Raw genomic sequence first — 23,595 nt, 5'->3', positions numbered from 1 at the left:
AACGCCTCTGAAGCTCTGCACAGAGCTCAGAGGCGTTCCCGGTTCTCGTCGAACTCGTAGCTGTCGCGGTGCAGCGCGTGGATCGAGTAGGGGACGGCGTCGGAGATGGCGATCCCCAGCACCAGGCGGTGTTCGAGTGCGGCCAGACCGGATTCGGTCAGCTGTTCGGGCTCACCGACCAGACTGAGCGCGATCTCGTAGGTGCGCCGGGTTCCGGTGGAGCGCTCGGGATGATCGAGGCGCCACTGGGTTTCCAGCACGGTATGCGCGGGCTGGTCGGGGTCGACGGGCAGGGTGAAACGCCAAGCGAAGATGTCGTGCTCGGCGATGTGGTCGTCGACCACGCGGCGCACGGTGTGCACGACGCGGTCGAGAGTTTCCGGTGTCACGTAAACATGGAGTGAAACATCCGAAATGCGTTTCGGCATGTCTGTGTCCTGTTCCGGTGTCGAACCATCGGCGTCGGCAATTTCCGCGGGGAGTCTAACTCGGCGACGGGATCAACGGGCGCGCGGCATGCCTGTGGCGGAAAACATCGGAATCTTCACGGAAGACCTGGGATTCGCCCGGAACACTCGCAGTGGACGGAAGGCCTGCGGACCGGGTGAACAACAGGTCCCAGGTGGCAGCGACGAAACACTGCCCGAAATGGTGCCGAGTGTGGGACTCGAACCCACACGTCCGTGAGGACAACGGTTTTTGAGACCGTCGCGTCTGCCAGTTCCGCCAACTCGGCGCACCGGGTGCAAATGATAGCGGGTCGGGGCCCTGGTTGCCGAATCGGTGTGATGTCTGCGGGTTCGCGCTGGGTAGATGGGTTGTGAACGCGGTCGACCGGTACGCTTTAGGCACTCTGGTGTGCACGAGCGGCGACGGGTGGGGCCGTGGCGGGTGCGCCGGATATCGGCATCGGAATATCGAGGGGTCTGTCTATGGGAACGAATGCAGGAGGCGCGGGCGCGAACCATGATGCGCCGGCTGCCGCGAAGCGTGTCGTGGTGGCCGAGGACGAGGCGCTGATCCGGATGGACCTTGTGGAGATGCTCTCCGAAGAGGGCTACCAGGTGGTGGGCGAGGCCGGTGACGGTCAGCAGGCCGTCGATCTGGCCGTGGAGTTGCGTCCCGATCTGGTCATCATGGATGTGAAGATGCCGCGGCGTGACGGGATCGACGCCGCCGGTGAGATCGCGACCAAACGTGTTGCGCCGGTGGTGATCCTGACTGCGTTCAGTCAGCGGGACCTGGTCGAGCGGGCTCGCGACGCCGGGGCGATGGCGTATCTGGTGAAACCGTTCACCAAATCGGATCTGGTGCCCGCGATCGAACTGGCGGCGAGCCGCTTCCACGAGATCACGGCACTCGAGCGTGAGGTCGCGAGCCTGTCGGACCGGCTCGAGACCCGCAAGCTCGTCGAGCGGGCGAAGGGGGTGCTGATGCAGACCCAGGGGCTCTCGGAACCGCAGGCGTTCAAATGGATTCAGCGCACCGCCATGGATCGTCGCACGACGATGAAGGCGGTGGCCGAGGTAGTCCTGGAGAATCTGGCGCCGAAGTCCTGATCGGCCGGGGCCGGTGTGCCCCGATCGCCGCGGCGGTGCGCCCCGTGGCCGCGGATGTCGGTGCCTGTCCCTAGACTCTGTGCCGTGACTCCAGCCCCGACCGATCAGCGCCAAGGCAGTGTGTCGACCAGCAAGGGCGCGGGAGCGCCGTCCACGGGTGGCGGTGCCTCCGGGGAGCGCCCCACGCTGCTGCTGCTCGACGGCCATTCGCTGGCCTATCGCGCCTTCTACGCGCTGCCGGCGGAGAATTTCAAGACCGTCACCGGTCAGACCACCAACGCGGTCTACGGCTTCACGTCCATGCTGATCAATCTGTTGCGGGACGAGCGGCCCACCCATGTGGGCGCCGCCTTCGATGTCAGCCGCAAGACGTTCCGTACCGAGGCGTTTCCCGAGTACAAGGCCAACCGCATCACCACACCGGACGAGTTCCGCGGCCAGGTGGACACCACCCAGGAGGTGCTGGGCGCCCTCGGTATCCCGGTGATGGCGCTCGAGGGGTACGAGGCCGACGACATCATCGCCACCCTGGCGACCCAGGCCGTCCCGGAGGGTTTCCGGGTACTGATCGTGACCGGCGACCGTGATTCGCTGCAGCTGGTCAACCCCGATGTGACGGTGCTGTATCCGAAGAAGGGCGTGTCCGAGCTCACCCGTTTCACGCCCGAGGCGGTCGAGGAGAAGTATGGCCTGACCCCGGCGCAGTATCCGGACTTCGCGGCGCTGCGCGGTGACCCGAGCGACAATCTGCCCGGCATTCCGGGGGTGGGCGAGAAGACGGCCACCAAGTGGATCAAGGAGTACGGCGATCTTGCCACCCTGGTCGAGCGGGTGGACGAGGTACGCGGCAAAGTCGGTGACGCACTGCGCGCGAATCTGTCCGGTGTGGTGCTCAATCGGCAGCTCACCGAGATGGTCAAGGACGTCGCGCTGCCCTACACGCCCGAGCAGCTGGCGCTGCAACCGTGGGACCGGGACAAGATCCACCGCCTGTTCGACGATCTCGAGTTCCGGGTGCTGCGGGATCGGCTGTTCGACACCCTGGCCCCGCCCGAACCCGAGGCCGAGGGCGGGTTCGAGATCAACGGTGGCCCGATCGCACCGGGTGCGGTGGCCGATTGGCTGGCCGACCACGCGCCACGCGGTACTCGCCACGGAGTCTCGATCGTCGGCACGACCACCCCCGTGCACGGCGATGTGCAGGCGATCGCGATTGCCGCCGCCGACGGCGAGGGCGGATATTTCGACATCGTGGGGCTGACACCCGAGGACGAGCTGGCGCTGGGGGCCTGGCTGGCCGACGCCGAGGTGTCGAAGGCGGTCCACGAGGCCAAGGCGGCGATCCACGCCCTGCGTGGGCGCAACTGGCGGCTCGCCGGTGTGACCAGCGATACCGCGTTGGCGGCATATCTGGTGCGGCCGGGGCAGCGCAGTTTCAATCTCGACGATCTGTCGCTGCGCTATCTGTCGCGGGAGTTGCGCGTCGAGGCGGCGGCCGATGCTCAGCTGTCGCTGCTGGACGACGAGAATCAGGTGGACACCGAACTCGCCCAGGCGGAGATCCTGCGCGCCAGCGCGGTGGCCGACCTCGCCGGGGCATTCGATACCGAACTCGAGCGCATCGAGTCCACCCCGCTGCTCACCGAGATGGAACTGCCACTGCTGCAGGTGCTGGCCGAACTCGAGCAGGCCGGCATCGCCATCGATACGGCCGAATTGGAGCAGTTGCAGCGCGAGTTCGCCGATCGGGTCGCCGCCGCCGCGAATTCGGCCTACGAGGTGATCGGTAAACAGATCAACCTCGGTTCGCCCAAGCAGCTGCAGGTCGTGCTGTTCGACGAGCTGGACATGCCCAAGACCAAGCGGACCAAGACCGGCTACACCACCGATGCCGATGCCCTCGAGTCGCTGTTCGAGAAGACCCAGCACCCGTTTCTGGAACATCTGCTGGCCCACCGGGACGCGACACGGCTCAAGGTCACCGTCGACGGCCTGCTGAAGTCGGTCGCCGACGACGGGCGCATCCACACCACCTTCAACCAGACCGTCGCCGCGACCGGGCGCCTGTCCTCCACCGAACCGAACCTGCAGAACATCCCGATCCGCACCGATACCGGCCGCCGCATTCGGGATACCTTCGTCGTCGGTCCCGGTTACGAGTCGCTGATGACCGCGGACTACAGCCAGATCGAGATGCGGATCATGGCTCATCTGTCCAAGGACGCCGGGCTGATCGAGGCGTTCAACTCCGGTGAGGACCTGCACAACTTCGTCGCCTCCAAGGCATTCGACATTCCGATCGGCGCGGTCGACCCGGAGCTGCGGCGCCGGATCAAGGCGATGTCCTACGGCCTGGCCTACGGACTGTCCGCCTACGGTCTGTCGCAGCAATTGCGGATCAGCGCGGAGGAGGCGAAGGCACAGATGGAGGTGTACTTCTCTCGTTTCGGCGCGATCCGTGACTATCTGCGCGAGGCCGTGGACGAGGCCCGTAAGGTCGGCTACACGCAGACCTTGTTCGGGCGCCGTCGCTATCTGCCGGACCTGGATTCCAGCAACCGGCAGCGCCGCGAATCCGCCGAGCGGATGGCGCTCAACGCACCCATTCAGGGCACCGCCGCCGACATCATCAAGGTGGCGATGATCAACGTGCAGAACGCGATCGCCGAGGCCGGTCTGCGTTCCCGGATGCTGCTGCAGATCCACGACGAACTCGTCTTCGAAGTCGCCGCCGGGGAACGTGAGGTGCTGGAATCGCTTGCCCGGGAACAGATGTCGAACGCGATCGAGTTGTCGGTGCCGCTGGACGTCTCGGTCGGCGTCGGCCGCAGCTGGGACACCGCCGCGCACTGAGCCCGGACCTTCGGTGCCGGTTGTCCCGAGTGTCGCCGGTGCTACGGCCGCCGGGCGGGAGCCGACTCCGCGCACCGCCCCCTTCCGCTGCGCGACGACCTGGTGCGGATGCTGACCCGTCCGACCGCACCGGCGGCGGGGCCGATCTGCTCGACGCGCATCGAGCAGATCACCCGCACGGTGGGCAATCTGTTCGCCACCGGACCAGCGGCTGAGGCCGCCGGGCATCGTGACGTGGCCGGCAATCCGTCACCCGGTGAGTGTCCGGCGCCCGGCGGGTTGTGCACGCCGAAGGCCGGGGCCGATCGGTCCGTTCGTCCCGGCGGGCCTGGTACTGTGCCGGCATGGGCGCGCTCGACTGGGATCACAATGCCTACTACCATCGGTTGCTGCTTCGGCAACTCCCTTCGCACTGTGAGCGGGTGCTCGAGGTGGGCTGTGGGGCAGGCGCTTTGGCGACCGAGCTGGCTGTGCGCGCCGATCGGGTGGATGCGTTCGATCGTGCGCCGGAGATGATCGCGGCGGCCAGGCAGGTGGTACCCGCGAATGTGACGTGTACCGATGCCGACATCCTCGAGTACGAGTTGCCGGCGGCGGCCTACGACGCGGTGGTCTCGCTCACCGTGCTGCACCACATGCCGCTCGACGAGGTGCTGCCGCGCCTGGAGCGGGCGCTGCGCCCGGGCGGCGTGCTGGCCGTGATCGCGTTGCCTCGTGCCGATCCGGCGCGTGAGTGGCCGGCGGAGATCGCCGCTGCGCTCGGCCACCGGGTCTTCGGCGGGGCCTTCGCCGCTTTGCGGGCGACGAACACCGCCGCCGCCGGGTCGGCCGCGTGGTTCGCTCACGAGCCCACCCACGCCGATATGCCCATGGTTCTCGACCCGCCACTCACTACCCGGGACGTCGCCCGTTGCGCGGCCGCGGTGCTGCCGGGCGCGCGGGTCCGGAGACTGGTGTTCTGGCGCTATCTCCTGCTCTGGCGCAAACCGCCGCAGCCGCACCGATGACACGCCGAGCGCTCGGCATGCACGGCCGTGCCGAGCGGCCGTGGCCTGCGAAAATGTGCCCCCGACCGCGGCACGAGCCGTTGGTTCGCCGTTCACCGGGAAATGTGACGAAGTTACCCATGGGTTCCGCGGCAATAGTGTTGCTATCGCTGCGCGGAGTCCATAGTCTCGTAGACGTGCCGAATCCCGCCACAAGCCACAGCACCACGCGTCGAGTCGCCGACCGCGACCGCATGGTGCTACTTCCGCTTACCGCGATGGTGGCTGCGGCGCGACTTCTCGTAGTACCTCGCCGTAGCGGGAGCTGATTCGGACCGGCCCCCTCGCTGCGGCCGTTGAAGATTGTTTGCGCTGGTCCCCTCTGTCATCCGACCAACGACAAAGCTTCGGGAAGACCTAGTTCAATGACTATGACCATCAATGCCCATGCCTTCATCTCGGCCGCTCCCAAGGGGTTGCGCGCCGAATCCGCCGACCTGTCGCCCGCGGAGTTCTACGACCGCTACTGCGCCGATACCGGCCCCATCAAGCTCAGCGAATGGGTCCCGGCACCGCAGCGGTCGATGCCGAGCTACACCGCGACCCTCGAATTCGCAGGTCACCTGCGTACGGTCGTGGCCGCGGGCAACCCGGTCGCGGCGCTGACCTCCGCGCTCTACGACGAGGGATATCCGCTCGAGATCCTGCAGTTCCATCAGCGCTCCACCGATGCCGGCACCGCCACCTTCGTGCAGTGCGAATGCAACGGCCGCCGTGGCTGGGGCGCGGCATTGGCCGGCGACGGTCCGGAATCGACCATGCGTGCCATGGTCGCGGGCATCAACCAGCTGGGGGACTGACCGCCGAAACATGAGCACCGCATCGTGATTCGTCGTGAATCACGATGCGGCGCTTGTGTGAGCGCGGTGCTCAGCTCTGCTGCTGTTGCTGCTCCTGCTCGGCGAGCTGCTTACGCACGTCGTCCATATCGAGCCCCTTCACCTGGGAGACCAGATCCTCGAGGGCCGCCGGAGGCAACGCGCCCGGCTGCGCGAAGACCAGTACTCCCTCGCGGAAGGCCATGATCGTGGGGATGGAACGGATGTTGGCGGCGGCAGCCAAGCTCTGCTCGGCCTCGGTGTCGACCTTGCCGTGGACGACGTCGGGATGCTGCTCCGAGGATGTCTCGAACGTGGGCGCGAACGCCTTGCAGGGCCCGCACCAATCCGCCCAGAAGTCGACCAGAACGACATCGTTACCGGTGACGATCTCGTCGAAATTCTGTGATGTCAGGGTCTGGGTGGCCATGGGTTCCTCTCGTGTCGTTGTCTGCGGTACAACGCGGGATACTGTGCATATCTTCCGCGGGGCCGGCATCCGCGGGTCGATCGTGGACCCCGCTCCCTCGGGCGATCAGCCGTTCGGTGCGCCGATCGCCGTCCCACCGCCGAATACCCACCACCGTAGCCGCAGAATCCCGGTCGGCCGCCACGGCATCGATCGCGGTCTCGATCTGCCCTGGCTGCAGTCGTCGGGCCAGCGTCACGTGTGGCGTCCAGGCGCCGGGCCGCGTGGTCGCCGGAATTCCCGGGCACCCGGCGACGACCTCGGCGACGTCGCGCTGCAGGGCCAGTAACTCCGCAGTGGGTACCACCAGCCGTACCAGAACGAGCCGGCGGGCGCCGAACACCAGCAACCCACCCAGCCGGACCGGCAGCGGTGGCAGTGACAGCGCGGCCAGTGGCCGGTCCAGCCGCGGCCATACCTCGCGCGCCACCGCGGCAGTGATGTGCGGTCGGTGATCCGGTGCGGGACTATGTATTCCGGCGTTCGCGAGCGAGCGCCACTGCCGGCGGACCTCGGCTTCGGCCGCCTCGTCGAGTATCAGTTCCACCGACTGCACCATGTCGGCGCCAACATACGCCGTGCTCGGCTGCTCGTGGGCCGATCGCGGGTCGCCGGTGTGCCCGGCGGGCGGACCGGCGGTGAAGCCATAGTGTGTGCGCTGTCGGTACGACAGCGGCGGAGGAGCGGATGAACACGGTGGATTCGCGGCGGATGAGCCGGACGAAGCGGACACTTCGGCTCGGGCTGATCGAGGGTGACGGGATCGGGCCGGAAGTGGTGCAGGCCACCCGCGCGGTCGTCGACGAGGCGCTGCAGGCCGCCGGTGCCCCGGCATCGGAGTGGGTCGAGGTTCCGATCGGGCATGCTGCCATCGCCGCGTGTGGTGAACCGCTGCCGGAGTCCACCCTGGCCGCTCTCGACGAGCTCGACGCGTGGATCCTCGGCCCGCACGACAACGCCTCCTATCCGAGCGAACATCGCCTCGGGGCCCCGCCGGGCGGGGCGATCCGCAAGCGCTTCGGCCTGTACGCCAATATCCGTCCGGCTCGTTCCTTCCCGGGCGTGCGTGCCGCGGCACCCGATATCGACCTGGTGATCGTGCGGGAGAACAGCGAGGGCTTCTACGCCGACCGCAACATGTTCGCCGGATCCGGTGAGTTCCGGCCCACCCCGGATGTGGCGATGGCGGTCGGGGTGGTCACCCGGTCGGCATGCGAACGGATCGCGCATCAGGCATGCCGGCTCGCGACCGGCCGGCGCGGCCGGGTGACGATCGTGCACAAGGCCAACGTGCTACCGATGACGATGGGTTTGTTCCGTGACGTCTGTGCCGAGGTGGCCGCCGGATACCCCGGCCTCGAGATCGACGACGAACATGTCGATGCGGCCGCCGCCCATCTGGTGCGGTCGCCGGGCGACTACGACGTCGTGGTCACGGAGAATCTGTTCGGCGACATCCTGTCCGATCTCGCGGGTGAGCTCGCCGGATCATTGGGTTTGGCGGCCTCGCTGAACTGCTCCACGGACCGGGCCATGGCGCAAGCCGTGCACGGTGCCGCGCCCACCCTCGCCGGGCGGAATCGGGCGAATCCGGGCGCCCTGCACCTGTCCGCGGCGATGTTGTTGCGCTGGCTCGGTACCCGTGCCGACGACCGCACGCTGATCGGCGCGGGAGATCGGATCGACCGTGCCGTGGCGGCCACCCTGCAGGCCGGTATCGCTACCGCCGATCTGGGCGGGCTCGCGTCCACCAGCGAATTCACCGAGCAGGTCCGGGCGCGCGTACATCGTCGGTGACGCGAGTGTGCGGGCAGGCCGGGCGGACGGGCCGTGGCGCTGGTGAGCCGCGTGCACAGCGGGTCTCCCTCGTCGCCTGCCGAATCGGCGTGTAAGGCCTTCGACAGGTCGCGGTGCGCATTAATCTTCGATGACCGATCGGTGCCGACCGTACCGATCGAGTGTGTATATCCGCACTCTCGGATCGGTATGTCGCGCCCCGCCGGCGGGGCACGGGGCTGCGGTGGAAGGGGTCGTGGTGTCCGGTCGGCTCGGTGTCCGCGGGATCGTGCTGTGGGCCGCGGTGATCCTGCTCGGGACCACGGTGCTCGCCGGATGTGTGGACAACACCGACGACGAGTCGCCGAAGGTGCCGAAGGTGGCCGTGGCGAAGGTCGAGGCGATCGCGGCGCAGCTACCGCCGCCGATCGCGGCGGCCCGACGGCTGGTGGTGGGCGTGAACGTGCCCTATCAACCGAACGAGTACCGCGATCCGCACACCGGCGAGATCATCGGATTCGATGTGGATCTGATGGATGCGGTGGCGGCGGTACTAGGGGTGCGGGCCGAGTACCGGGAAGCCGATTTCGAGAAGATCATTCCGCAGGTCGAGGCCGGAACCATCGACGTGGGCATGTCCTCGTTCACCGACAACCGCATCCGGGAGGAGACGGTCGATTTCGTCGACTACTTCTCCGCCGGAATCCAATGGGCCCAGCGCAAGGGGCACCCGATCGATCCGAACAACGCGTGCGGCAAGAAGGTCGCCGTACAGCGGACCACGGTCGAGGACATCGAGGAGATTCCGGCCAAATCCCGGGCCTGTGTCGACGCCGGGAAAGCACCGATCCAGAAGATGGCCTACGACGAGCAGAGCGCCGCCGCCACCGCCCTGGTCCTGGGCCAGGTCGACGCCGCATCGGCCGACTCCCCGGTGACCGCCTACGCCGTTAAACGCAATGCCGACACCATCGAGCTCGCCGGCCCGCTGTTCTCGGCCGAACCCTACGGCTGGCCGGTGGCGAAGGGCTCACCGCTGGCGCCGGTTCTGCAGGCCGCGCTGCAACATCTGATCGATTCCGGCGCCTACCTCGATATCGCCCGGAATTGGGGTGTGCAGGACGGCGCGATCACCACCGCCTCGATCAACGGTGCGAAAGGCTGAGTACGTATGGCATCCGCTGTATCCGGCACGGGTGAGACACCCGAGAACCCTCCTCCGCCGTCGGAACCCGAGACGATCGAGGCGGTGCCACTGCGCCGCCCGGGACGCTGGATCGCCGCGGCGGTGCTGCTGGTGCTGCTCGGACTGTTCGTGTACGGCGCCGCCACGAATCCGGCCTATCGCTGGGGCACCTACTGGAAGTACCTGTTCGATCGGCGGATCTCCGAGGGGGCACTGGTCACCCTCGAATTGACGGTGCTGTCGATGGTGATCGGCGTGATCCTCGGCGTACTGCTGGCGATGATGCGGCTGTCACCGAACCCGGTGCTGCGTGCGGTGTCCTGGGTGTATCTGTGGATCTTCCGTGGCACTCCCGTGTATATCCAACTCGTCTTCTGGGGCCTGGTCCCGTCGCTGTATCAGACCGTTCAGCTGGGTATCCCGTTCGGCGGACCCGCTGTCGTGCACTGGGACGTGCAGGACTGGTCGCAGCCGTTCCTGTTCGCGATGATCGGCTTGGGTCTCAACGAGGCCGCGTATATGGCCGAGATCGTGCGTGCCGGGGTGAACTCGGTGGACGAGGGACAGCGCGAGGCGTCGGTGGCGCTGGGGATGTCGTGGGGGCAGACGATGCGGCGCACGGTGCTGCCGCAGGCCATGCGAGTGATCATCCCGCCCACCGGCAACGAGCTGATCTCCATGCTGAAGACGACCTCGCTGGTGGCCGCGATCCCGCTGACCACCGATCTGTACGGCCGCGCCCGCGACATCTACGGCATCAACTTCCAGCCGATTCCGTTGCTGCTGGTCAGCGCCACTTGGTACCTGGCGATCACGAGCATTCTGATGATCGGCCAGTTCTATCTGGAGCGGTACTACTCGCGAGGCGCGACCCGGAATCCGACCCCGCGCCAGTTGCGCGCCCTGGCGACCGCACAGAACATCACGGAGGCGGGGAAATGACCTCGGAAACGGCCACCGCATCGACCGACGTACCGATGATCCGGGCCGAGCAGGTATGCAAGAACTTCGGCGATCTGCGGGTGCTCCGAGGCGTCTCACTGGAGGTGGCGCGCGGGCAGGTGATGTGCCTGGTCGGCCCGTCCGGTTCCGGTAAGTCGACGTTCCTGCGCTGCATCAATCACCTGGAGCAGGTGAACGCCGGACGGCTGTACGTTGACGGCGAACTGGTCGGCTATCGCGAACGAGGCGGCAAACTCTACGAATTGCATCCGCGTGAATCGGCCCGGCAGCGGCGCGATATCGGCATGGTCTTCCAGCACTTCAACCTGTTCCCGCACCGCACCGTCCTGGCGAATGTGATCGAAGCGCCCACCAGGGTGAAGAAGGTCGCCAAGTCGGCGGCGCTGTTGCGAGCGCGAGAACTGCTGGATCGGGTGGGCCTGGCCGACAAGACCGACGCGTATCCGGTGCAGCTGTCGGGTGGTCAGCAGCAGCGGGTCGCGATCGCCCGCGCCCTCGCGATGGACCCCAAGCTGATGCTGTTCGACGAGCCCACCTCGGCACTGGACCCGGAACTGGTCGGTGAGGTGCTGTCGGTGATGCGGGAACTGGCTCGTTCCGGAATGACGATGGTGGTCGTCACCCACGAGATGGGATTCGCCCGTGAGGTCGCCGATCAACTGGTGTTCATGGACGGCGGAGTAGTCGTGGAGGCGGGGCCCCCGGACACGGTGCTGACGAGCCCGCAACACGAGCGCACCCGTGCCTTTCTGTCTCGAATCCTGTGATTGGGGCCGGGGGTCCGTCCTACTCGAACGACGTTGCGCGCGAAACCTTCTCCCAGGTGAGGAGGTCGTGGCGCACGGTGTCGAGATGATCGAGGACAGTGTCGACCGCGTCGGCGCCCAACGGCAGGCGTAGCGGCGTGCGCTCGGCCTCCAGTGCGGCGCGGATGGCCGTGGCCGCCTTGGCCGGATCGCCCGGCTGGGTGCCGTCGCCGCCCTCGATCATGCGCCGGGTCCTGCCCGAGGTGTCGGCGTACACCTCTGACTCGGCGCTGAAATATGCTGCGCCGGTGCCGAACAGGCCGGTGCGGAAGGCTCCGGGTTCCACGACGAGTACTCGGATCCCGAACGGTGCGACCTCGTCGGCCAGGGCCTCCGACAATCCCTCCAGCGCGAATTTGGTAGCGCTGTAGGCGGAGAAGCCCGCAAAGGAGGCCTGCCCACCCACACTGCTCATCATGACTACCGCGCCGCTGCCCTGCGCGCGCATCTGCGGCAGCACTGCGCGGGTCAGCGCGGCGGGCCCGAAGACGTGCAGGTCGAACAGCTCGCGCAGCTCCGCGTCCGTGGTTTCCTCCACCGCACCGACCTGAGTGCGGCCGGCATTGTTCACCAGCACATCGATCCGGCCGTGGCGAGCGATCACCTCGGCGACCACGGCGGAAGTGCGTTCGGTATCGGTGACATCGAGTGCGATCGCCTCGACCCGGCCCGGATGGGCGGTGACCAGGTCGGCCAATGCGGCGGTGCGGCGGGCGACAGCGACGACGATATCGCCGGATGCGGCCGCATCCTCGGCGATGGCACGGCCGAAACCGCTGCTCGCGCCGGTGACCAGCCAAACCTTGGTGGTGCTCATTGCGAATTTCCTCCTGGGACGACGAGGGATGGGTGGTGGAAACGTATTCGATCTTGACGTGCTCCCAGAGGCGGGGATGTGTCGCGGCCTCGATACCGGCCACAGCCGAGCGGCAGGGAGTGCCCCACCTCATTCCGGCGCGGTTGCCCACTGGCCGAGGGCGATACGGAGCTGACCCAGCAGTACTTTCGCCGCCGGCGCCGGCGCCCGGTCGTTGCGCCACACCAGGGCGAGCTGTCCGCGGATCTCGGGGTCGGTGATCTCGACCAGGCGCACTCCGGCCGCCGCGGCGTCGGCATCGGTCAGGGCCGGTACCACGGCGATGCCGAGGCCGCCGGCAGCCAGTTGGATCAACAGCGGGGGTGCGGCGGCTTCGAAGTCGATCCGTGGTTCGAATCCGACGGTGGCACAGGCTCGTTCGAATACGCCGCGAATGCCGGTGCCGCGTGGCAGGCAGATCAGGGGGCGATCGCGCAGCTGTGCCGCCGCGATGCGGGATCCGAATTCCTCGTCGTCACGGGCGACGGCGGCGCACAGTCGGGTGTCGAAGACGATGTCGACGCCGAAGGTCGCATCCAGTGCCGCGCCGGTCAGTCCGACCAGGGCGATATCGAGCGCGCCGCGCGCCACCGCGGCGAGCATCCGATCGGTGGTGTCCTCGGTGAGACTGATACCGACCTGCGGATGATCGTGGTGGAAGGCCGCCAGCACCGTGGCGACGTCGAACTCCTCGGTGGCGGCACCGGAGATGAGCCCGATCCGCACCTGCCCGCGCAGCAGCCCGGTGAATTCGTCCACGGTGTGTGACACACGTTGTGCTGCTTCCAATGCGGCGCGGGCGTGCGGGAGGACGGCGGCGCCCGCCGCCGTCGTGGTGACGGAACGGCCCGAGCGATCCAGGAGCGGCTGGCCCAGTTCGCGTTCCAGCTGCCGGATCTGGGCCGACAGGCCCGGCTGTGCCAGATGCAGCCGCTGTGCGGCCCGGGTGAAATTCGCCTCCTCGACGACCGTGACGAAGTAGCGCAACTGCCGCAGTTCCATAACTGTTGATTCTAGTATCCAGAAGAACTATCTGTTTCACTTCTCGTCATATGAGCGGCAGTGTGGTCGGTATGACGAATTCGACCTTCCCCACCGAACGTCCCGCGGTCACCGGTCCGGTCTTCGAACCCGGCGACCCCGGCTACGACGCCGAAGTTGCCGGCTTCCAGACCGCCTACACCCATCGTCCGGATCTGGTCATCGGTGCCCGGCACGCCGAAGACGTGCGTGCCACCGTGGAATACGCTGCCCGCTACCGGATTCCGATTGCGGTACAGGCCACCGGGCACGGGTTGTCGGTGGCCGCCGACGGCGGGGTGCTGATCAGTACCCGTCGCATGGACGAGGTGCGTATCGATCCGGTGGCCCGGACCGCGCGGGTCGGTGCCGGGGTCCGGGCGGAGGCGCTGATCTCCGCTGCCGTGGCGCATGGGCTCGCACCGCTGAACGGCTCCGCGCCGTCGGTGGGCGTAGTCGGGTACCACCTCGGTGGCGGCCTCGGCATTCTGGCCCGCACCTTCGGCTACGCCGCCGACCATGTGCGCTCGCTGGAACTGGTCACCGCCGACGGGCGCTTGCGAGTACTCGGACCGAAAGACGACTTGTTCGGTGCCGCATTGGGTTCCGGAGGAAACTTCGGAGTGGTCACCGCGATGGAAGTCGACCTGTTTCCGATCACCGAGGTCTACGGGGGAACGCTCGTGTTCGGCAGTGCCCTGGTGGAACCGGCGCTGGAGGCGTGGCGGCAGTGGACCGTCGATGTTCCGGAGGAGATGACCTCGGCGATCACCATGATGACGATGCCCGATGTCGAGGCGCTGCCGGAACCGCTGCGCGGCCGCTACCTCGCGACGATCAATATCGCCTACCTGGGGTCGGCCGAGGCGGGGGCGCACCTGGTCCGGCCGCTGCGCGAGGTCGGCGAGCGCCTCACCGACGATCTGCGCACGATGCCCTACGGCGATACCCACAGCATCTATCGCGATCCGCCGTTCCCGCACGCATACACCGCGACCAACGCGCTGCTGTCGGATCTGACGGCGGATGCGTCCGCGGCCTTCCTGGACAGCACCGGTCCCGAGGCGCCCGTGGCCGCGGTGGCCGGTTTCCGTCATCTCGGCGGTGCGCTGCGCCGGCCCGGTCCGGCCGGAATCGCGGTGGACCACCGCGACGCGGCGTACAACGCGCGGGTGATCACCGCGCCGGACGCACCCGGGGTGCGCGACTGTCACGCACAGGTCGCGAAGACCTTGGCGCCGTGGACGATCGGCCATCACCTCAACTTCCTCTACGGAGCCGGTGACTGGTCGGGCCGAGCGCAGACCCGCGCCGGGTACGCCGCGGACACCTATGCGCGCCTGCGGGACCTGAAAGCGCAGTCGGACCCCGCGAATCTGTTCCGCTACAACCGCAACATCACGCCGTCCCGGACCGGGGGACTCGACGGATAGCCGATCTCGAGCTATCGTCGTGATATCACTTCGATATTGGGAGGATGTCATGACATTGCGTCCGGCCTTCCGGCTGAACGGGTTCTTGATGCTGCTGGTGCTGCTGGTGGTCGGTGCCGCGGGCTTGATCGGCGGTATCGCCGCGGCCGCCTCGGCGAAGCAGGGGGGTGGTGTCGGGGTCGTGGTCGGATGTGTGGCCGGTTTCGTAATTCTGGGCATCGCTGTGGTGCTGCTGACCGGTCTGGTCGCGGTGAGCCCGAACGAAGCCAAGGTGCTGCAGTTCTTCGGCCGCTACATCGGCTCGGTAAGTGAGCCCGGCTTCTTCTGGGTAGTTCCCCTCACCGTGCGCCGTCGAATTTCGTTGCGGGTACGCAACTTCGAGACGCAGAAGCTGAAGGTCAACGATTCCGACGGCAATCCCGTCGAGATCGCGGCCGTGGTCGTCTACCAGGTCGTGGACAGCTTCAAATCCGCGTTCGCCGTGGACGACTACGAGGAGTACGTGCAGACCCAGTCCGAGGCCGCGGTGCGGCATCTGGCCACGGTGCATCCCTACGATGCGACCCCCGACGCGGCGCCCGCGCTGCATGCGGGAACTGCTGGATCCGCCGCCCCGGTCGCCGAGCCGGCCCGCACCAGTCTGCGGGACGGAGCCGAGGTCGCCGAGGAGCTCACCGTCGAACTGCGTGAGCGCACCGCGCTGGCGGGGATCGAGATCATCGAAGCCCGCATCACCCACCTGGCCTACGCGCCCGAGATCGCCCAGGCCATGCTGGTGCGTCAGCAGGCCGCTCAGGTGGTCGCCGCGCGCAGCCGGATCGTCGAGGGTGCGGTCGGCATGGTGGGTATGGCGCTGCAGCGGCTGACCGACGAAGGCATGGTCGAGCTCGACGAGGAACGCCGAGCGGCGATGGTGTCGAACCTGCTGGTGGTGCTGTGCGGGGATCGTTCCACGCAGCCGGTCGTCAACACCGGAACCCTGTACTCCTGATGGTCAAGCGCGAGCCGAAGAAGGTGCTCGTGCGGCTCGATCCGGCCGTCCACGAGGCCGTTGCCAAGTGGGCGGCCGACGATCTGCGCAGCATCAACGCCCAGATCGAGTACGCCCTGCGTAGAGCACTCGAGCAGGCGGGTCGTTCCCCGCGTCGCACCGGGGACGAAGAACAAACCTGACACCCTGTTACCTGGGTATTTATTACCACTCGATCACGCCTTGAATACAAAACGCGACAGGATGTGCGAAAAGATCACAGATGGGTAGCTTGGATGGGTGCCAATCGTGTTCGAAACCGGGGGATTACAGCAGCTCGACCAGTCCACGTGGGGGAATCCCGCCACTCGTGACATCGTCACGTTGAGCTATATCGATCTGGTTCCGGACTTACCCGCCCCGCTCGCCGACATCGACACGATGCGCCGCCGGCTGACCGAACTCCAGGCCGAGTTCGGCTGCCTGATCGAAGCTCACACCCTCACGGTGGACTCCCAGCCCGCGCTGCTGCGCCTGGAGAAGTTCCCACTGGCCGATCAGGAGACCGGCCTGGGCTTCACCGCGGGGATCATCGTGCCCAAGGCGAGCTGCAGTGCGATCGTGAAGATCATGTGCCCCGAGACCGGCCGTTCCGGGGTGCGGGAAGCCGCGGTGGTACCGAAGGTCGGATTCGCCAACATGTTCCCCCCGCACCCCTATGCGCCCGGGGTCAAGGGCAAGCTGCCCTACAACGTCGCCGACGATGCGCGGTGGGATTCGCAGTTCCCCAATCATCCGCTGTCGCGGGCGCGGCGCTGGATCTCGCACCTGAGCCGCACCGCGCGCATCGATCCGCGCTTCGCGGCGCTGCCGCCGTTCACCGGGCCCGCCGGCGCGGTGCGGTCGGCCGGGGCCGCGAAGCCGGCAGCGGTGGCGACCGATCCCGGCGCGACGACCCCGATCCCGGCCCGCCCCGTAGCTGTGCAGCCGGAACCGGTGACCCCGCCGCCGCTGCCGCGAGCTGCGCGAGCTAGCGCCGCGGCGGCTTCTCGGTGACGAAAATCGCTGTGCCGGGGAATATCTCACCGCGTAGCGGGCTCCACTGACCCCATTCGCGTTCCAGCCACTCCGGCCATTCGGGCTCGATGACGTCGAGTAGGACCAGGCCCGCGCCGACGATGTCGCGGACCCGGTCACCGACGGTGCGATGGTGTTCGACGTAGATCGGCTCGTCGTGCTCGTCGAGTTCGACATAGGGGGTGCGGTCGAAGTAGGGAATCGTGGCGTACAGCCCGTCGGGTCCCGGATCGTCGGGGAAGATCCAGCGCATCGGGTGATTGACCGAGAAGACCCAGCGGCCGCCCGGGCGCAGGACCCGCGCCACCTCCCGCATCACGCCCGCGGCGTCGGCGACGAACGGGACGGCCCCGAACGCCGAGCACGCCAGATCGAACGACTCCGCCGCGAAGGGCAGCGCCTCGGCACCGGCCTGCACCAGCGGCACCTGCGGCCCGCCGCGCGCCATGGCGGCGCGGCCACGATCGAGCATGGCGCGCGACACGTCCAGACCGACCGGGTGGGCGCCCTGTCCGGCCAGCCATCGTGAGCACGGGGCCGATCCGCAGCCGATCTCGAGGACCCGCTTGCCGGCCACCTCGCCGAGGAGTCGCCAGTCGCCCTCGTGCAGTCCCTCCGGGCACCAGACGAATTCCCCGGTCTCGGAGTCGACGCCGAGGAAGTCGGCGTGCGTGTCGTGATACTGCCCGGCATCGGCATCCCACCACCGGCGGTTCGCGCGCTCGCTGGCCGCCGAATCGATCGTGGTGCGGGTGACGCGTGCGGTGCCGAGCACGGCTTCGGCGTGGGCATGGCGATCGTCGGCGGCGCTCGGGTGGGCGCCCACCGGGTGCTGGAGGTCGGGCATGCTCGCAGCGTATGGCACCGACGTGAGGTTGCGGCCGAGGCAGTGCAGCCGAAGTGTGGCCGGACGGCGGCCGGAACTTCGGGTGATCGACTTCGGGTGATCGCTGCCACAGCAGCGGAGTTCGGTACTACACTGCACGGGAACGTCGTTCAGCGCCGAACGGGGGATCGGGGTGCGGGCGCGGCCCCGTGTTGCTCGGCGTCAGTCGTGTCGCGTACGCTGTTCCCGCGAGTGTCTTCGGCATTTGCGTAGCCGCTGTCGGTACTGTAGCGCTCGGTACTGCGGAGTCTCTGGTGGTACCCGACCAGGGGACAAGGGCTACGGAGCCTGTCCGGAGGTCACCCGCAGGCTGTGGCCGCACAGCCGAGAGACTGTGAGTTTCTGCCACAACCGAGAGTTCCAATGTCCACTACCGACCACAATCCGTCCGGAGCAACCCAACATATGCCCACCACCGTCACCTCGCCGCAGGTAGCCGTCAACGACATCGGCTCCGCCGAGGACTTCCTCGCCGCCATCGACAAGACGATCAAGTACTTCAACGACGGCGATATCGTCGAAGGCACCATCGTCAAGGTCGATCGCGACGAGGTCCTGCTCGACATCGGTTACAAGACCGAAGGCGTCATCCCTTCCCGTGAGCTGTCCATCAAACACGATGTCGACCCCAACGAGGTCGTTTCCGTGGGCGATGAGGTCGAGGCCCTCGTTCTCACCAAGGAGGACAAGGAAGGCCGCCTGATCCTGTCGAAGAAGCGTGCGCAGTACGAGCGCGCGTGGGGCACGATCGAGGAGCTCAAGGAGAAGGACGAGGCCGTCAAGGGCACCGTCATCGAGGTCGTCAAGGGTGGTCTGATCCTGGACATCGGCCTGCGTGGCTTCCTGCCTGCCTCCCTCGTCGAGATGCGTCGCGTCCGCGATCTGCAGCCGTACGTCGGCAAGGAGATCGAGGCCAAGATCATCGAGCTCGACAAGAACCGCAACAACGTGGTGCTGTCGCGTCGCGCCTGGCTGGAGCAGACCCAGTCCGAGGTCCGCAGCGAGTTCCTGCATCAGCTGCAGAAGGGCCAGGTCCGCAAGGGCGTCGTGTCCTCGATCGTCAACTTCGGTGCGTTCGTCGATCTCGGCGGCGTCGACGGTCTGGTGCACGTCTCCGAGCTGTCCTGGAAGCACATCGACCACCCGTCCGAGGTTGTCGAGGTCGGCATGGAGGTCACCGTCGAGGTTCTCGACGTCGACCTGGACCGCGAGCGGGTTTCGCTGTCGCTCAAGGCGACTCAGGAAGACCCGTGGCGTCAGTTCGCCCGCACCCACGCCATCGGCCAGATCGTGCCCGGCAAGGTCACCAAGCTGGTTCCGTTCGGTGCGTTCGTGCGCGTCGAAGAGGGCATCGAGGGTCTGGTGCACATCTCCGAGCTGGCCGAGCGCCACGTCGAGGTGCCGGACCAGGTCGTCGCCGTCGGCGACGACGCGATGGTCAAGGTCATCGACATCGACCTGGAGCGTCGTCGGATCTCGCTGTCGCTGAAGCAGGCCAACGAGGACTACCACGCCGAGTTCGACCCGTCGAAGTACGGCATGGCCGACAGCTACGACGAGCAGGGCAACTACATCTTCCCCGAGGGCTTCGACCCCGAGACCAACGAATGGCTCGAGGGCTACGACAAGCAGCGGGAAGAGTGGGAGAACCGCTACGCCGAGGCCGAGCGTCGTCACAAGATGCACACCGCTCAGATGGAGAAGATGGCGGCCGACGCCGCCGCCGAGGCCGCCAGTGGTGCCGCCTCCGGCAACTACTCCTCCGAGAGCGGCGCGCAGAGCGCGTCGACCAGCTCCTCCGAGTCGACCGGCGGTTCGCTGGCCAGCGATGCGCAGCTCGCCGCGCTGCGGGAGAAGCTGTCCGGCAACGCGTAAATTCGCCTAGCTGAAACGAAGGCCCCGGTCCGAATGGACCGGGGCCTTCGTTTGCCTTCTGCCTCGGGTCGAGCCACTGCTACCAGCCGCTGCCGCGCGCTGCGCCAGCGCGGCGGGCGCCGGTGCATTATCCTCGGCGAGGATCTGGCAATCCTCCTGGTCATCTACGTGGAAGGTCTCGGCCGCATGGGTCTGTTCGACGGCATCAATAGACGCGATTTCCTGGCCAAGGCCATGGCGGCGGGAGGGGCGGGAGCACTTGCGGCCTGGGCGAATCCGATCATCGAGCGGGCGCACGCCGCCGATCCGGCCGGTATGGGCGGGCTCGGCGATATCGAGCATTTCGTCTTGCTCATGCAGGAGAACCGCTCCTTCGATCACTACTTCGGAACTCTGTCCGGGGTGCGCGGTTTCGGCGATCCGTCCGCGGCCTGGCAGCAGTACGGCTACACGCCGGGGGTGGGGCCCGACCCCGGCGGTTACCAGCTTCCGTTCCGGCTCGACACCACCCGCGGTCCGACTCTCGACGGCGAATGCGTGAACGATCCCGACCACTCGTGGGCGGGTATGCACGAGGCCTGGAACGGTGGCGCCAACGACCGCTGGATGCCGATGTCGATCGCCAGTGTCGGGGCCGCCAACGGGCCGGCCGCCATGGGATATCACACCCGGGCCGATATCCCCGTCCATCACGACCTGGCCGATGCGTTCACCCTGTGCGATCACTATCACTGCTCGGTTCTCGGCCCTACCGACCCGAACCGGCTGTACTGGGTGTCGGCGACCATCGATCCCGACGGCGTGGCCGGTGGCCCGCTGGTCGAAACCCCCACGCTGATACCGCAGAACGTCTACAGCTGGCGCACCTATCCGGAGAACCTCTCGGAGGCGGGGGTCGACTGGAAGATCTACAACAACCGTGACGCCGGGCCGATCTCGTCGGTGATTCTGGACGGCATGATGGGATGTTTCACTCAGGCCGCCGACCCGGCCTCCGAGTTGGCGCGGCGTGGAAAGGCGCCGGTCTACCCGCAGGACTTCGCGGCCGATGTCGCGGCCGATCGGTTGCCGGCCGTGTCGTGGGTGATTCCGCCGCTGTTCAATTGTGAACATCCTGCCCTGCCACCAGCTCTGGGGGCAGTCGGGATCATGCAGGTGCTCGACATCCTGACCTCGAACCCGCGGGTGTGGGAGAAGACGGCGCTCATCGTCAGCTACGACGAGAACGGCGGGTTCTTCGATCACGTCACCCCGCCCACCCCGCCGCCGGGGACGCCCGGAGAGTTCCTGACCGTGGACCTTGCCGGGGTTCCGGCCGCGAAGGGCATCGCCGGACCTATCGGATTGGGTTACCGCGTCCCGTGTTTCGTTATTTCGCCCTATTCACGGGGTGGTCTGGTCGCTTCACAGACCTTCGACCACACCTCGCAATTGCGTTTGCTCGAAAAGCGTTTCGGGGTGGAGGTTCCGAACCTCACAGCATGGCGGCGTGGCGTCACCGGAGATATGACCTCGGCCTTCGATTTCGGCTCCGCACCCGATTCCGTGCCGCCACGAATTACCGACCCGCGGGCGAAAGTGGATGCGGCACTGGCGCAATGTGGCCCGAATATCGCACTCGGCACCGCCGGGGCCGGAGTGCCGTATCCGGTGCCGCCGAATGCGATGCCCGTGCAGGAACCGGGAGTGCGACGTAGTCCGAGTGGCGCAGTGTGAGTGTGCGGTGCCGGTCAGCTCGCGGTGGCCGGCACCCAACGGGTAGCGATACCACGGTTGCGCAGGGCGGCGAGACTGTGCCGGGCCGGGAGCAGCAGCGCGGTCAACCAGGAACGGCGATGTTCGGCCAGTGCGGCGGCGACAGCGGGAATTCGGATGCAGTGCACGGTGCCTGCGGTACCCAGCCGGTGGCGGCCCGACTGGATGGTCGTGGTGCTCAATGAACTTCCTTCGCTAGCTTCGTCGGCCGTGGCTCGCCTGCCGCGAAACTTTAGCGGAAGAAATGGATCGACTACGGATTTTGGGTGTCGTTTTGCCGGGCGTGTCGGAAACTTGTCGATAAAATGCGCCACCCGATCGGAAAAAGTTGCGGATTGATATCGCAGCCGTCACGGAATGGGAAATACCGTCCTGTCGAGGTGAGAAGAGTTCGGATGCTGGGTAATCCCCTCGGTCGTGCGGTCCGGGCGGGGCGCGGGCTCGGTGGGTGCCGGGAAATGCGAGACTGGGGAGATGTTGCGTATCGGTCTCACCGGAGGCATGGGAGCGGGTAAGTCGACGGTGGCGCGGCTGCTGGTGGAGTACGGAGCGGTGCTCGTCGACAGCGACGCCATCGCTCGTGAGGTGGTCGAGCCCGGCACCGAGGGGCTGGCGGCGCTGGTGGAGGCATTCGGATCCGGCATCCTCGCCGCCGACGGCAGTCTCGATCGGCCGGCACTGGCTGCGGTGGCCTTCGCCGACGACGATTCCCGGGCAACCCTCAATGCGATCACCCATCCGTTGGTCGGTCGCCGCACCATGGAACTGATCGGTGCTGCGCCCTCCGATGCTGTTGTGGTGCAGGATGTTCCCCTGCTGGTGGAGAACGGCCTCGGGGCGATGATGAATCTGGTGGTCATCGTCATGGCAGACGAGCAGACCCGGGTGCAGCGACTGGAGGAGTTCCGCGGGGTGAACCGCGCGGACGCCCTGGCCCGGATCAAGGCTCAGGCGAGTGACGAGCAGCGGCGGGCGGCCGCGGATGTGTTGCTGGACAACAATGCCGGCGCCGATGACCTGGCCCCGCAGGTGCGCCGGCTGTGGGAGGAACGTCTGGTCCCCTTCGAACGAAACGTGCGCGACCGGACGCCCGCGCACCGGCCGGGCCCGGTACGGGTGTCCGACCCGGATCCGCGCTGGGCCGATCAGGCGCAGCGGGTGATCGCACGGTTGTGGCTCACCTGCGGTGCGGACGCACGGAGTATCGATCACATCGGCTCCACGGCGGTGCCCGGACTCGCCGCGGTGGATGTGATCGATATTCAGATCACCGTCGCCGACCTCGCGGTCGCCGACGCACTGGCCGATCGACTGGCCGACGCGGGATTCCCGCGCGCGGAATCCGTGCGCGGGGAAGATCCGGAATTCGCCGTGGCGGACCCGAACACGGCGGAACCCGGTGGCGAGCGGCGGCACGGCAGCGCCGATCCCGGGCGGCTCGCCGATATTCGGGTGCGCGTGGAGGGCGCGCCCGAACAACGATTCGCGCTCGCGTTCCGGGACTGGATGCGCACCGACGACCGGGCGCGCGCGGAGTACGCGGCCGTGAAAACGAAGGCCGAAGCCGCGGCTGCCGGTCTGGAGGGTGCGGCGGCGCGCGCTGCGTATCTCGCGGCACGTAATCCGTGGTTCGACGAGGTTCGAGACCGCGTGCCGGGCGGCCGGTAGCGCTATTTTCGGTCGATGTCGATGTCGATGTCGATGTCGATGTCGAGCGAACGCAGCCACGCCACGAAATCGTGGCCGTGTGCGGCGATTCCGTCGATGGTGGTGGTGGCGATCTCGATGGCTCGCTGTGCCTCGGACAGGCTCAGGTAGCCGGCCGTATGTGCGGCGAGAAGTTCGTCGACGTCGAGCAGGGTGGCGTCGCGGCCGGTGCGGACGACGATGTCGAGGTAGTGGTCGACCGATTTCCAGCGCTGTGGTCCGTGCGGACCGAATTCGCCGATGTCGAGGTAGTAGTCCTGATCGCGTTCGTGGGCCGGGCGGAAGTGGAAGATGGTGGCACGCAGCGACAGTCGCGGCAGCAGCCAGGACTGGATGTAGTGGAATTGCGGATGGTCGGCGGTGCGGGCCATGTACAGCCCCCAGGGCTCGACCCGGTACTGCTCGACCGGCCGCACGAACCCCTTCGGGTCGGTGTTCGTCGAACGTGTCAGATCGAAGTATTCGATTTTCGGTCGATGCAGATCGACCACATGCCCCTCGGTCATGCCCCGAATCTACCGTCGGTGCCGCCGCGGTTCG

At 67.2% G+C, this 23,595-nt stretch carries 23 protein-coding genes and 1 tRNA gene; 15 read left to right on the top strand and 9 right to left on the bottom strand.

What is annotated here, in order from left to right:
* Positions 1-26: 26 nt before the first annotated feature.
* Both NV2_RS18560 and NV2_RS18555 read right to left on the bottom strand, forming a co-directional pair.
* Positions 27-428, bottom strand: a complete 402-nt coding sequence (locus NV2_RS18560; RefSeq protein ID WP_067875704.1) for a hypothetical protein — start codon at positions 426-428, stop codon at positions 27-29.
* 221 nt (positions 429-649) lie between these two features.
* A tRNA-Leu gene (locus NV2_RS18555) sits at positions 650-736 on the bottom strand.
* A 196-nt stretch (positions 737-932) separates the two neighbouring features.
* On the opposite strand from NV2_RS18555, the gene NV2_RS18550 reads away from it, so the two are divergent.
* The 4 genes from NV2_RS18550 (at position 933) to NV2_RS18535 (ending at position 6,258) form a co-directional block, all read left to right on the top strand.
* A complete protein-coding gene (locus NV2_RS18550) occupies positions 933-1,559 on the top strand; it encodes an ANTAR domain-containing response regulator (RefSeq protein WP_067875701.1) in 627 nt (208 codons plus the stop codon).
* A 54-nt stretch (positions 1,560-1,613) separates the two neighbouring features.
* A complete protein-coding gene (gene polA, locus NV2_RS18545; RefSeq protein ID WP_084475025.1) occupies positions 1,614-4,412 on the top strand; it encodes a DNA polymerase I in 2,799 nt (932 codons plus the stop codon).
* 344 nt (positions 4,413-4,756) lie between these two features.
* The gene (locus NV2_RS18540) at positions 4,757-5,419 is read left to right on the top strand and encodes a class I SAM-dependent methyltransferase (RefSeq protein ID WP_067875695.1); all 663 of its coding nucleotides are present in this window, start codon (positions 4,757-4,759) and stop codon (positions 5,417-5,419) included.
* A 410-nt stretch (positions 5,420-5,829) separates the two neighbouring features.
* Complete coding sequence (locus NV2_RS18535) at positions 5,830-6,258, top strand: alpha-isopropylmalate synthase regulatory domain-containing protein (RefSeq protein ID WP_245662665.1); 429 nt, start codon at positions 5,830-5,832, stop codon at positions 6,256-6,258.
* Positions 6,259-6,328: 70 nt separating this feature from the next.
* Here the strand turns inward: NV2_RS18535 and trxA are convergent, their stop codons facing one another.
* Positions 6,329-6,706 (bottom strand): thioredoxin, encoded by a 378-nt coding sequence (gene trxA / locus NV2_RS18530; protein ID WP_067875688.1) that lies wholly within the window; start codon positions 6,704-6,706, stop codon positions 6,329-6,331.
* Entirely contained in the window at positions 6,654-7,292 is a 639-nt protein-coding gene (locus tag NV2_RS30930; RefSeq protein WP_245662664.1) for a 2'-5' RNA ligase family protein, read from the bottom strand. The genes trxA and NV2_RS30930 overlap by 53 nt, the downstream gene beginning before the upstream one ends.
* Positions 7,293-7,456: 164 nt before the next feature.
* Between NV2_RS30930 and NV2_RS18515 the strand changes: the two genes are divergently transcribed.
* The 4 genes from NV2_RS18515 (at position 7,457) to NV2_RS18500 (ending at position 11,437) form a co-directional block, all read left to right on the top strand.
* The gene (locus NV2_RS18515) at positions 7,457-8,542 is read left to right on the top strand and encodes an isocitrate/isopropylmalate dehydrogenase family protein (RefSeq protein ID WP_067875904.1); all 1,086 of its coding nucleotides are present in this window, start codon (positions 7,457-7,459) and stop codon (positions 8,540-8,542) included.
* 238 nt (positions 8,543-8,780) lie between these two features.
* On the top strand, positions 8,781-9,686 hold the full coding sequence (locus tag NV2_RS18510; RefSeq protein WP_373863584.1) for an ABC transporter substrate-binding protein: 906 nt from the start codon (positions 8,781-8,783) through the stop codon (positions 9,684-9,686).
* 6 nt (positions 9,687-9,692) lie between these two features.
* Entirely contained in the window at positions 9,693-10,649 is a 957-nt protein-coding gene (locus tag NV2_RS18505; protein ID WP_067875679.1) for an amino acid ABC transporter permease, read from the top strand.
* Positions 10,646-11,437: an amino acid ABC transporter ATP-binding protein gene (locus tag NV2_RS18500; RefSeq protein ID WP_281198545.1), complete on the top strand. Its 792-nt coding sequence runs from the start codon at positions 10,646-10,648 to the stop codon at positions 11,435-11,437. Before NV2_RS18505 ends, NV2_RS18500 begins: the two co-directional genes overlap by 4 nt.
* A 19-nt stretch (positions 11,438-11,456) precedes the next feature.
* On the opposite strand, the gene NV2_RS18495 is transcribed toward NV2_RS18500, so the two are convergent.
* A complete protein-coding gene (locus tag NV2_RS18495) occupies positions 11,457-12,293 on the bottom strand; it encodes an oxidoreductase (RefSeq protein WP_067875676.1) in 837 nt (278 codons plus the stop codon).
* A 129-nt stretch (positions 12,294-12,422) separates the two neighbouring features.
* Positions 12,423-13,334: a LysR family transcriptional regulator gene (locus NV2_RS18490; protein WP_067875673.1), complete on the bottom strand. Its 912-nt coding sequence runs from the start codon at positions 13,332-13,334 to the stop codon at positions 12,423-12,425.
* Positions 13,335-13,405: 71 nt separating this feature from the next.
* Here NV2_RS18490 and NV2_RS18485 point away from each other — a divergent pair, with 71 nt between their 5' ends.
* From NV2_RS18485 to NV2_RS18470, 4 genes are all read left to right on the top strand, one after another.
* On the top strand, positions 13,406-14,785 hold the full coding sequence (locus tag NV2_RS18485) for an FAD-binding oxidoreductase (RefSeq protein WP_067875894.1): 1,380 nt from the start codon (positions 13,406-13,408) through the stop codon (positions 14,783-14,785).
* Positions 14,786-14,834: 49 nt separating this feature from the next.
* A complete protein-coding gene (locus NV2_RS18480; RefSeq protein ID WP_067875670.1) occupies positions 14,835-15,776 on the top strand; it encodes an SPFH domain-containing protein in 942 nt (313 codons plus the stop codon).
* Complete coding sequence (locus NV2_RS18475; RefSeq protein ID WP_067875667.1) at positions 15,776-15,958, top strand: type II toxin-antitoxin system antitoxin; 183 nt, start codon at positions 15,776-15,778, stop codon at positions 15,956-15,958. The genes NV2_RS18480 and NV2_RS18475 overlap by 1 nt, the downstream gene beginning before the upstream one ends.
* Before the next feature lie 97 nt (positions 15,959-16,055).
* Entirely contained in the window at positions 16,056-16,811 is a 756-nt protein-coding gene (locus NV2_RS18470) for a hypothetical protein (RefSeq protein WP_174550604.1), read from the top strand.
* Here the strand turns inward: NV2_RS18470 and NV2_RS18465 are convergent.
* Positions 16,786-17,679, bottom strand: a complete 894-nt coding sequence (locus NV2_RS18465) for a class I SAM-dependent methyltransferase (protein ID WP_067875665.1) — start codon at positions 17,677-17,679, stop codon at positions 16,786-16,788. The two genes, NV2_RS18470 and NV2_RS18465, sit on opposite strands and share 26 nt — an antisense overlap.
* 444 nt (positions 17,680-18,123) lie before the next feature.
* On the opposite strand from NV2_RS18465, the gene rpsA reads away from it, so the two are divergent.
* Both rpsA and NV2_RS18455 read left to right on the top strand, forming a co-directional pair.
* Positions 18,124-19,593 carry a 30S ribosomal protein S1 gene (gene rpsA, locus NV2_RS18460; protein ID WP_067875662.1) on the top strand — a complete coding sequence of 490 codons (1,470 nt, stop codon included), beginning with the start codon at positions 18,124-18,126 and terminating at the stop codon, positions 19,591-19,593.
* A gap of 186 nt (positions 19,594-19,779) precedes the next feature.
* Positions 19,780-21,309 carry a phospholipase C gene (locus NV2_RS18455; protein ID WP_067875891.1) on the top strand — a complete coding sequence of 510 codons (1,530 nt, stop codon included), beginning with the start codon at positions 19,780-19,782 and terminating at the stop codon, positions 21,307-21,309.
* 14 nt (positions 21,310-21,323) lie between these two features.
* On the opposite strand, the gene NV2_RS18450 is transcribed toward NV2_RS18455, so the two are convergent.
* Positions 21,324-21,530, bottom strand: a complete 207-nt coding sequence (locus NV2_RS18450; protein ID WP_067875659.1) for a hypothetical protein — start codon at positions 21,528-21,530, stop codon at positions 21,324-21,326.
* A 292-nt stretch (positions 21,531-21,822) separates the two neighbouring features.
* On the opposite strand from NV2_RS18450, the gene coaE reads away from it, so the two are divergent.
* Complete coding sequence (coaE, locus tag NV2_RS18445; RefSeq protein WP_067875656.1) at positions 21,823-23,016, top strand: dephospho-CoA kinase; 1,194 nt, start codon at positions 21,823-21,825, stop codon at positions 23,014-23,016.
* Positions 23,017-23,018: 2 nt separating this feature from the next.
* Here the strand turns inward: coaE and NV2_RS18440 are convergent, their stop codons facing one another.
* Positions 23,019-23,561 (bottom strand): ribonuclease FAU-1 family protein, encoded by a 543-nt coding sequence (locus NV2_RS18440; RefSeq protein ID WP_067875653.1) that lies wholly within the window; start codon positions 23,559-23,561, stop codon positions 23,019-23,021.
* Positions 23,562-23,595 lie beyond the last annotated feature (34 nt).

It is taken from the genome of Nocardia vermiculata NBRC 100427, from assembly GCF_001613265.1.
Classification (GTDB): domain Bacteria; phylum Actinomycetota; class Actinomycetes; order Mycobacteriales; family Mycobacteriaceae; genus Nocardia; species Nocardia vermiculata.
The sequence above is the reverse complement of the archived record's forward strand: the minus strand, read 5'-3'. Positions and strand labels throughout refer to the sequence as shown.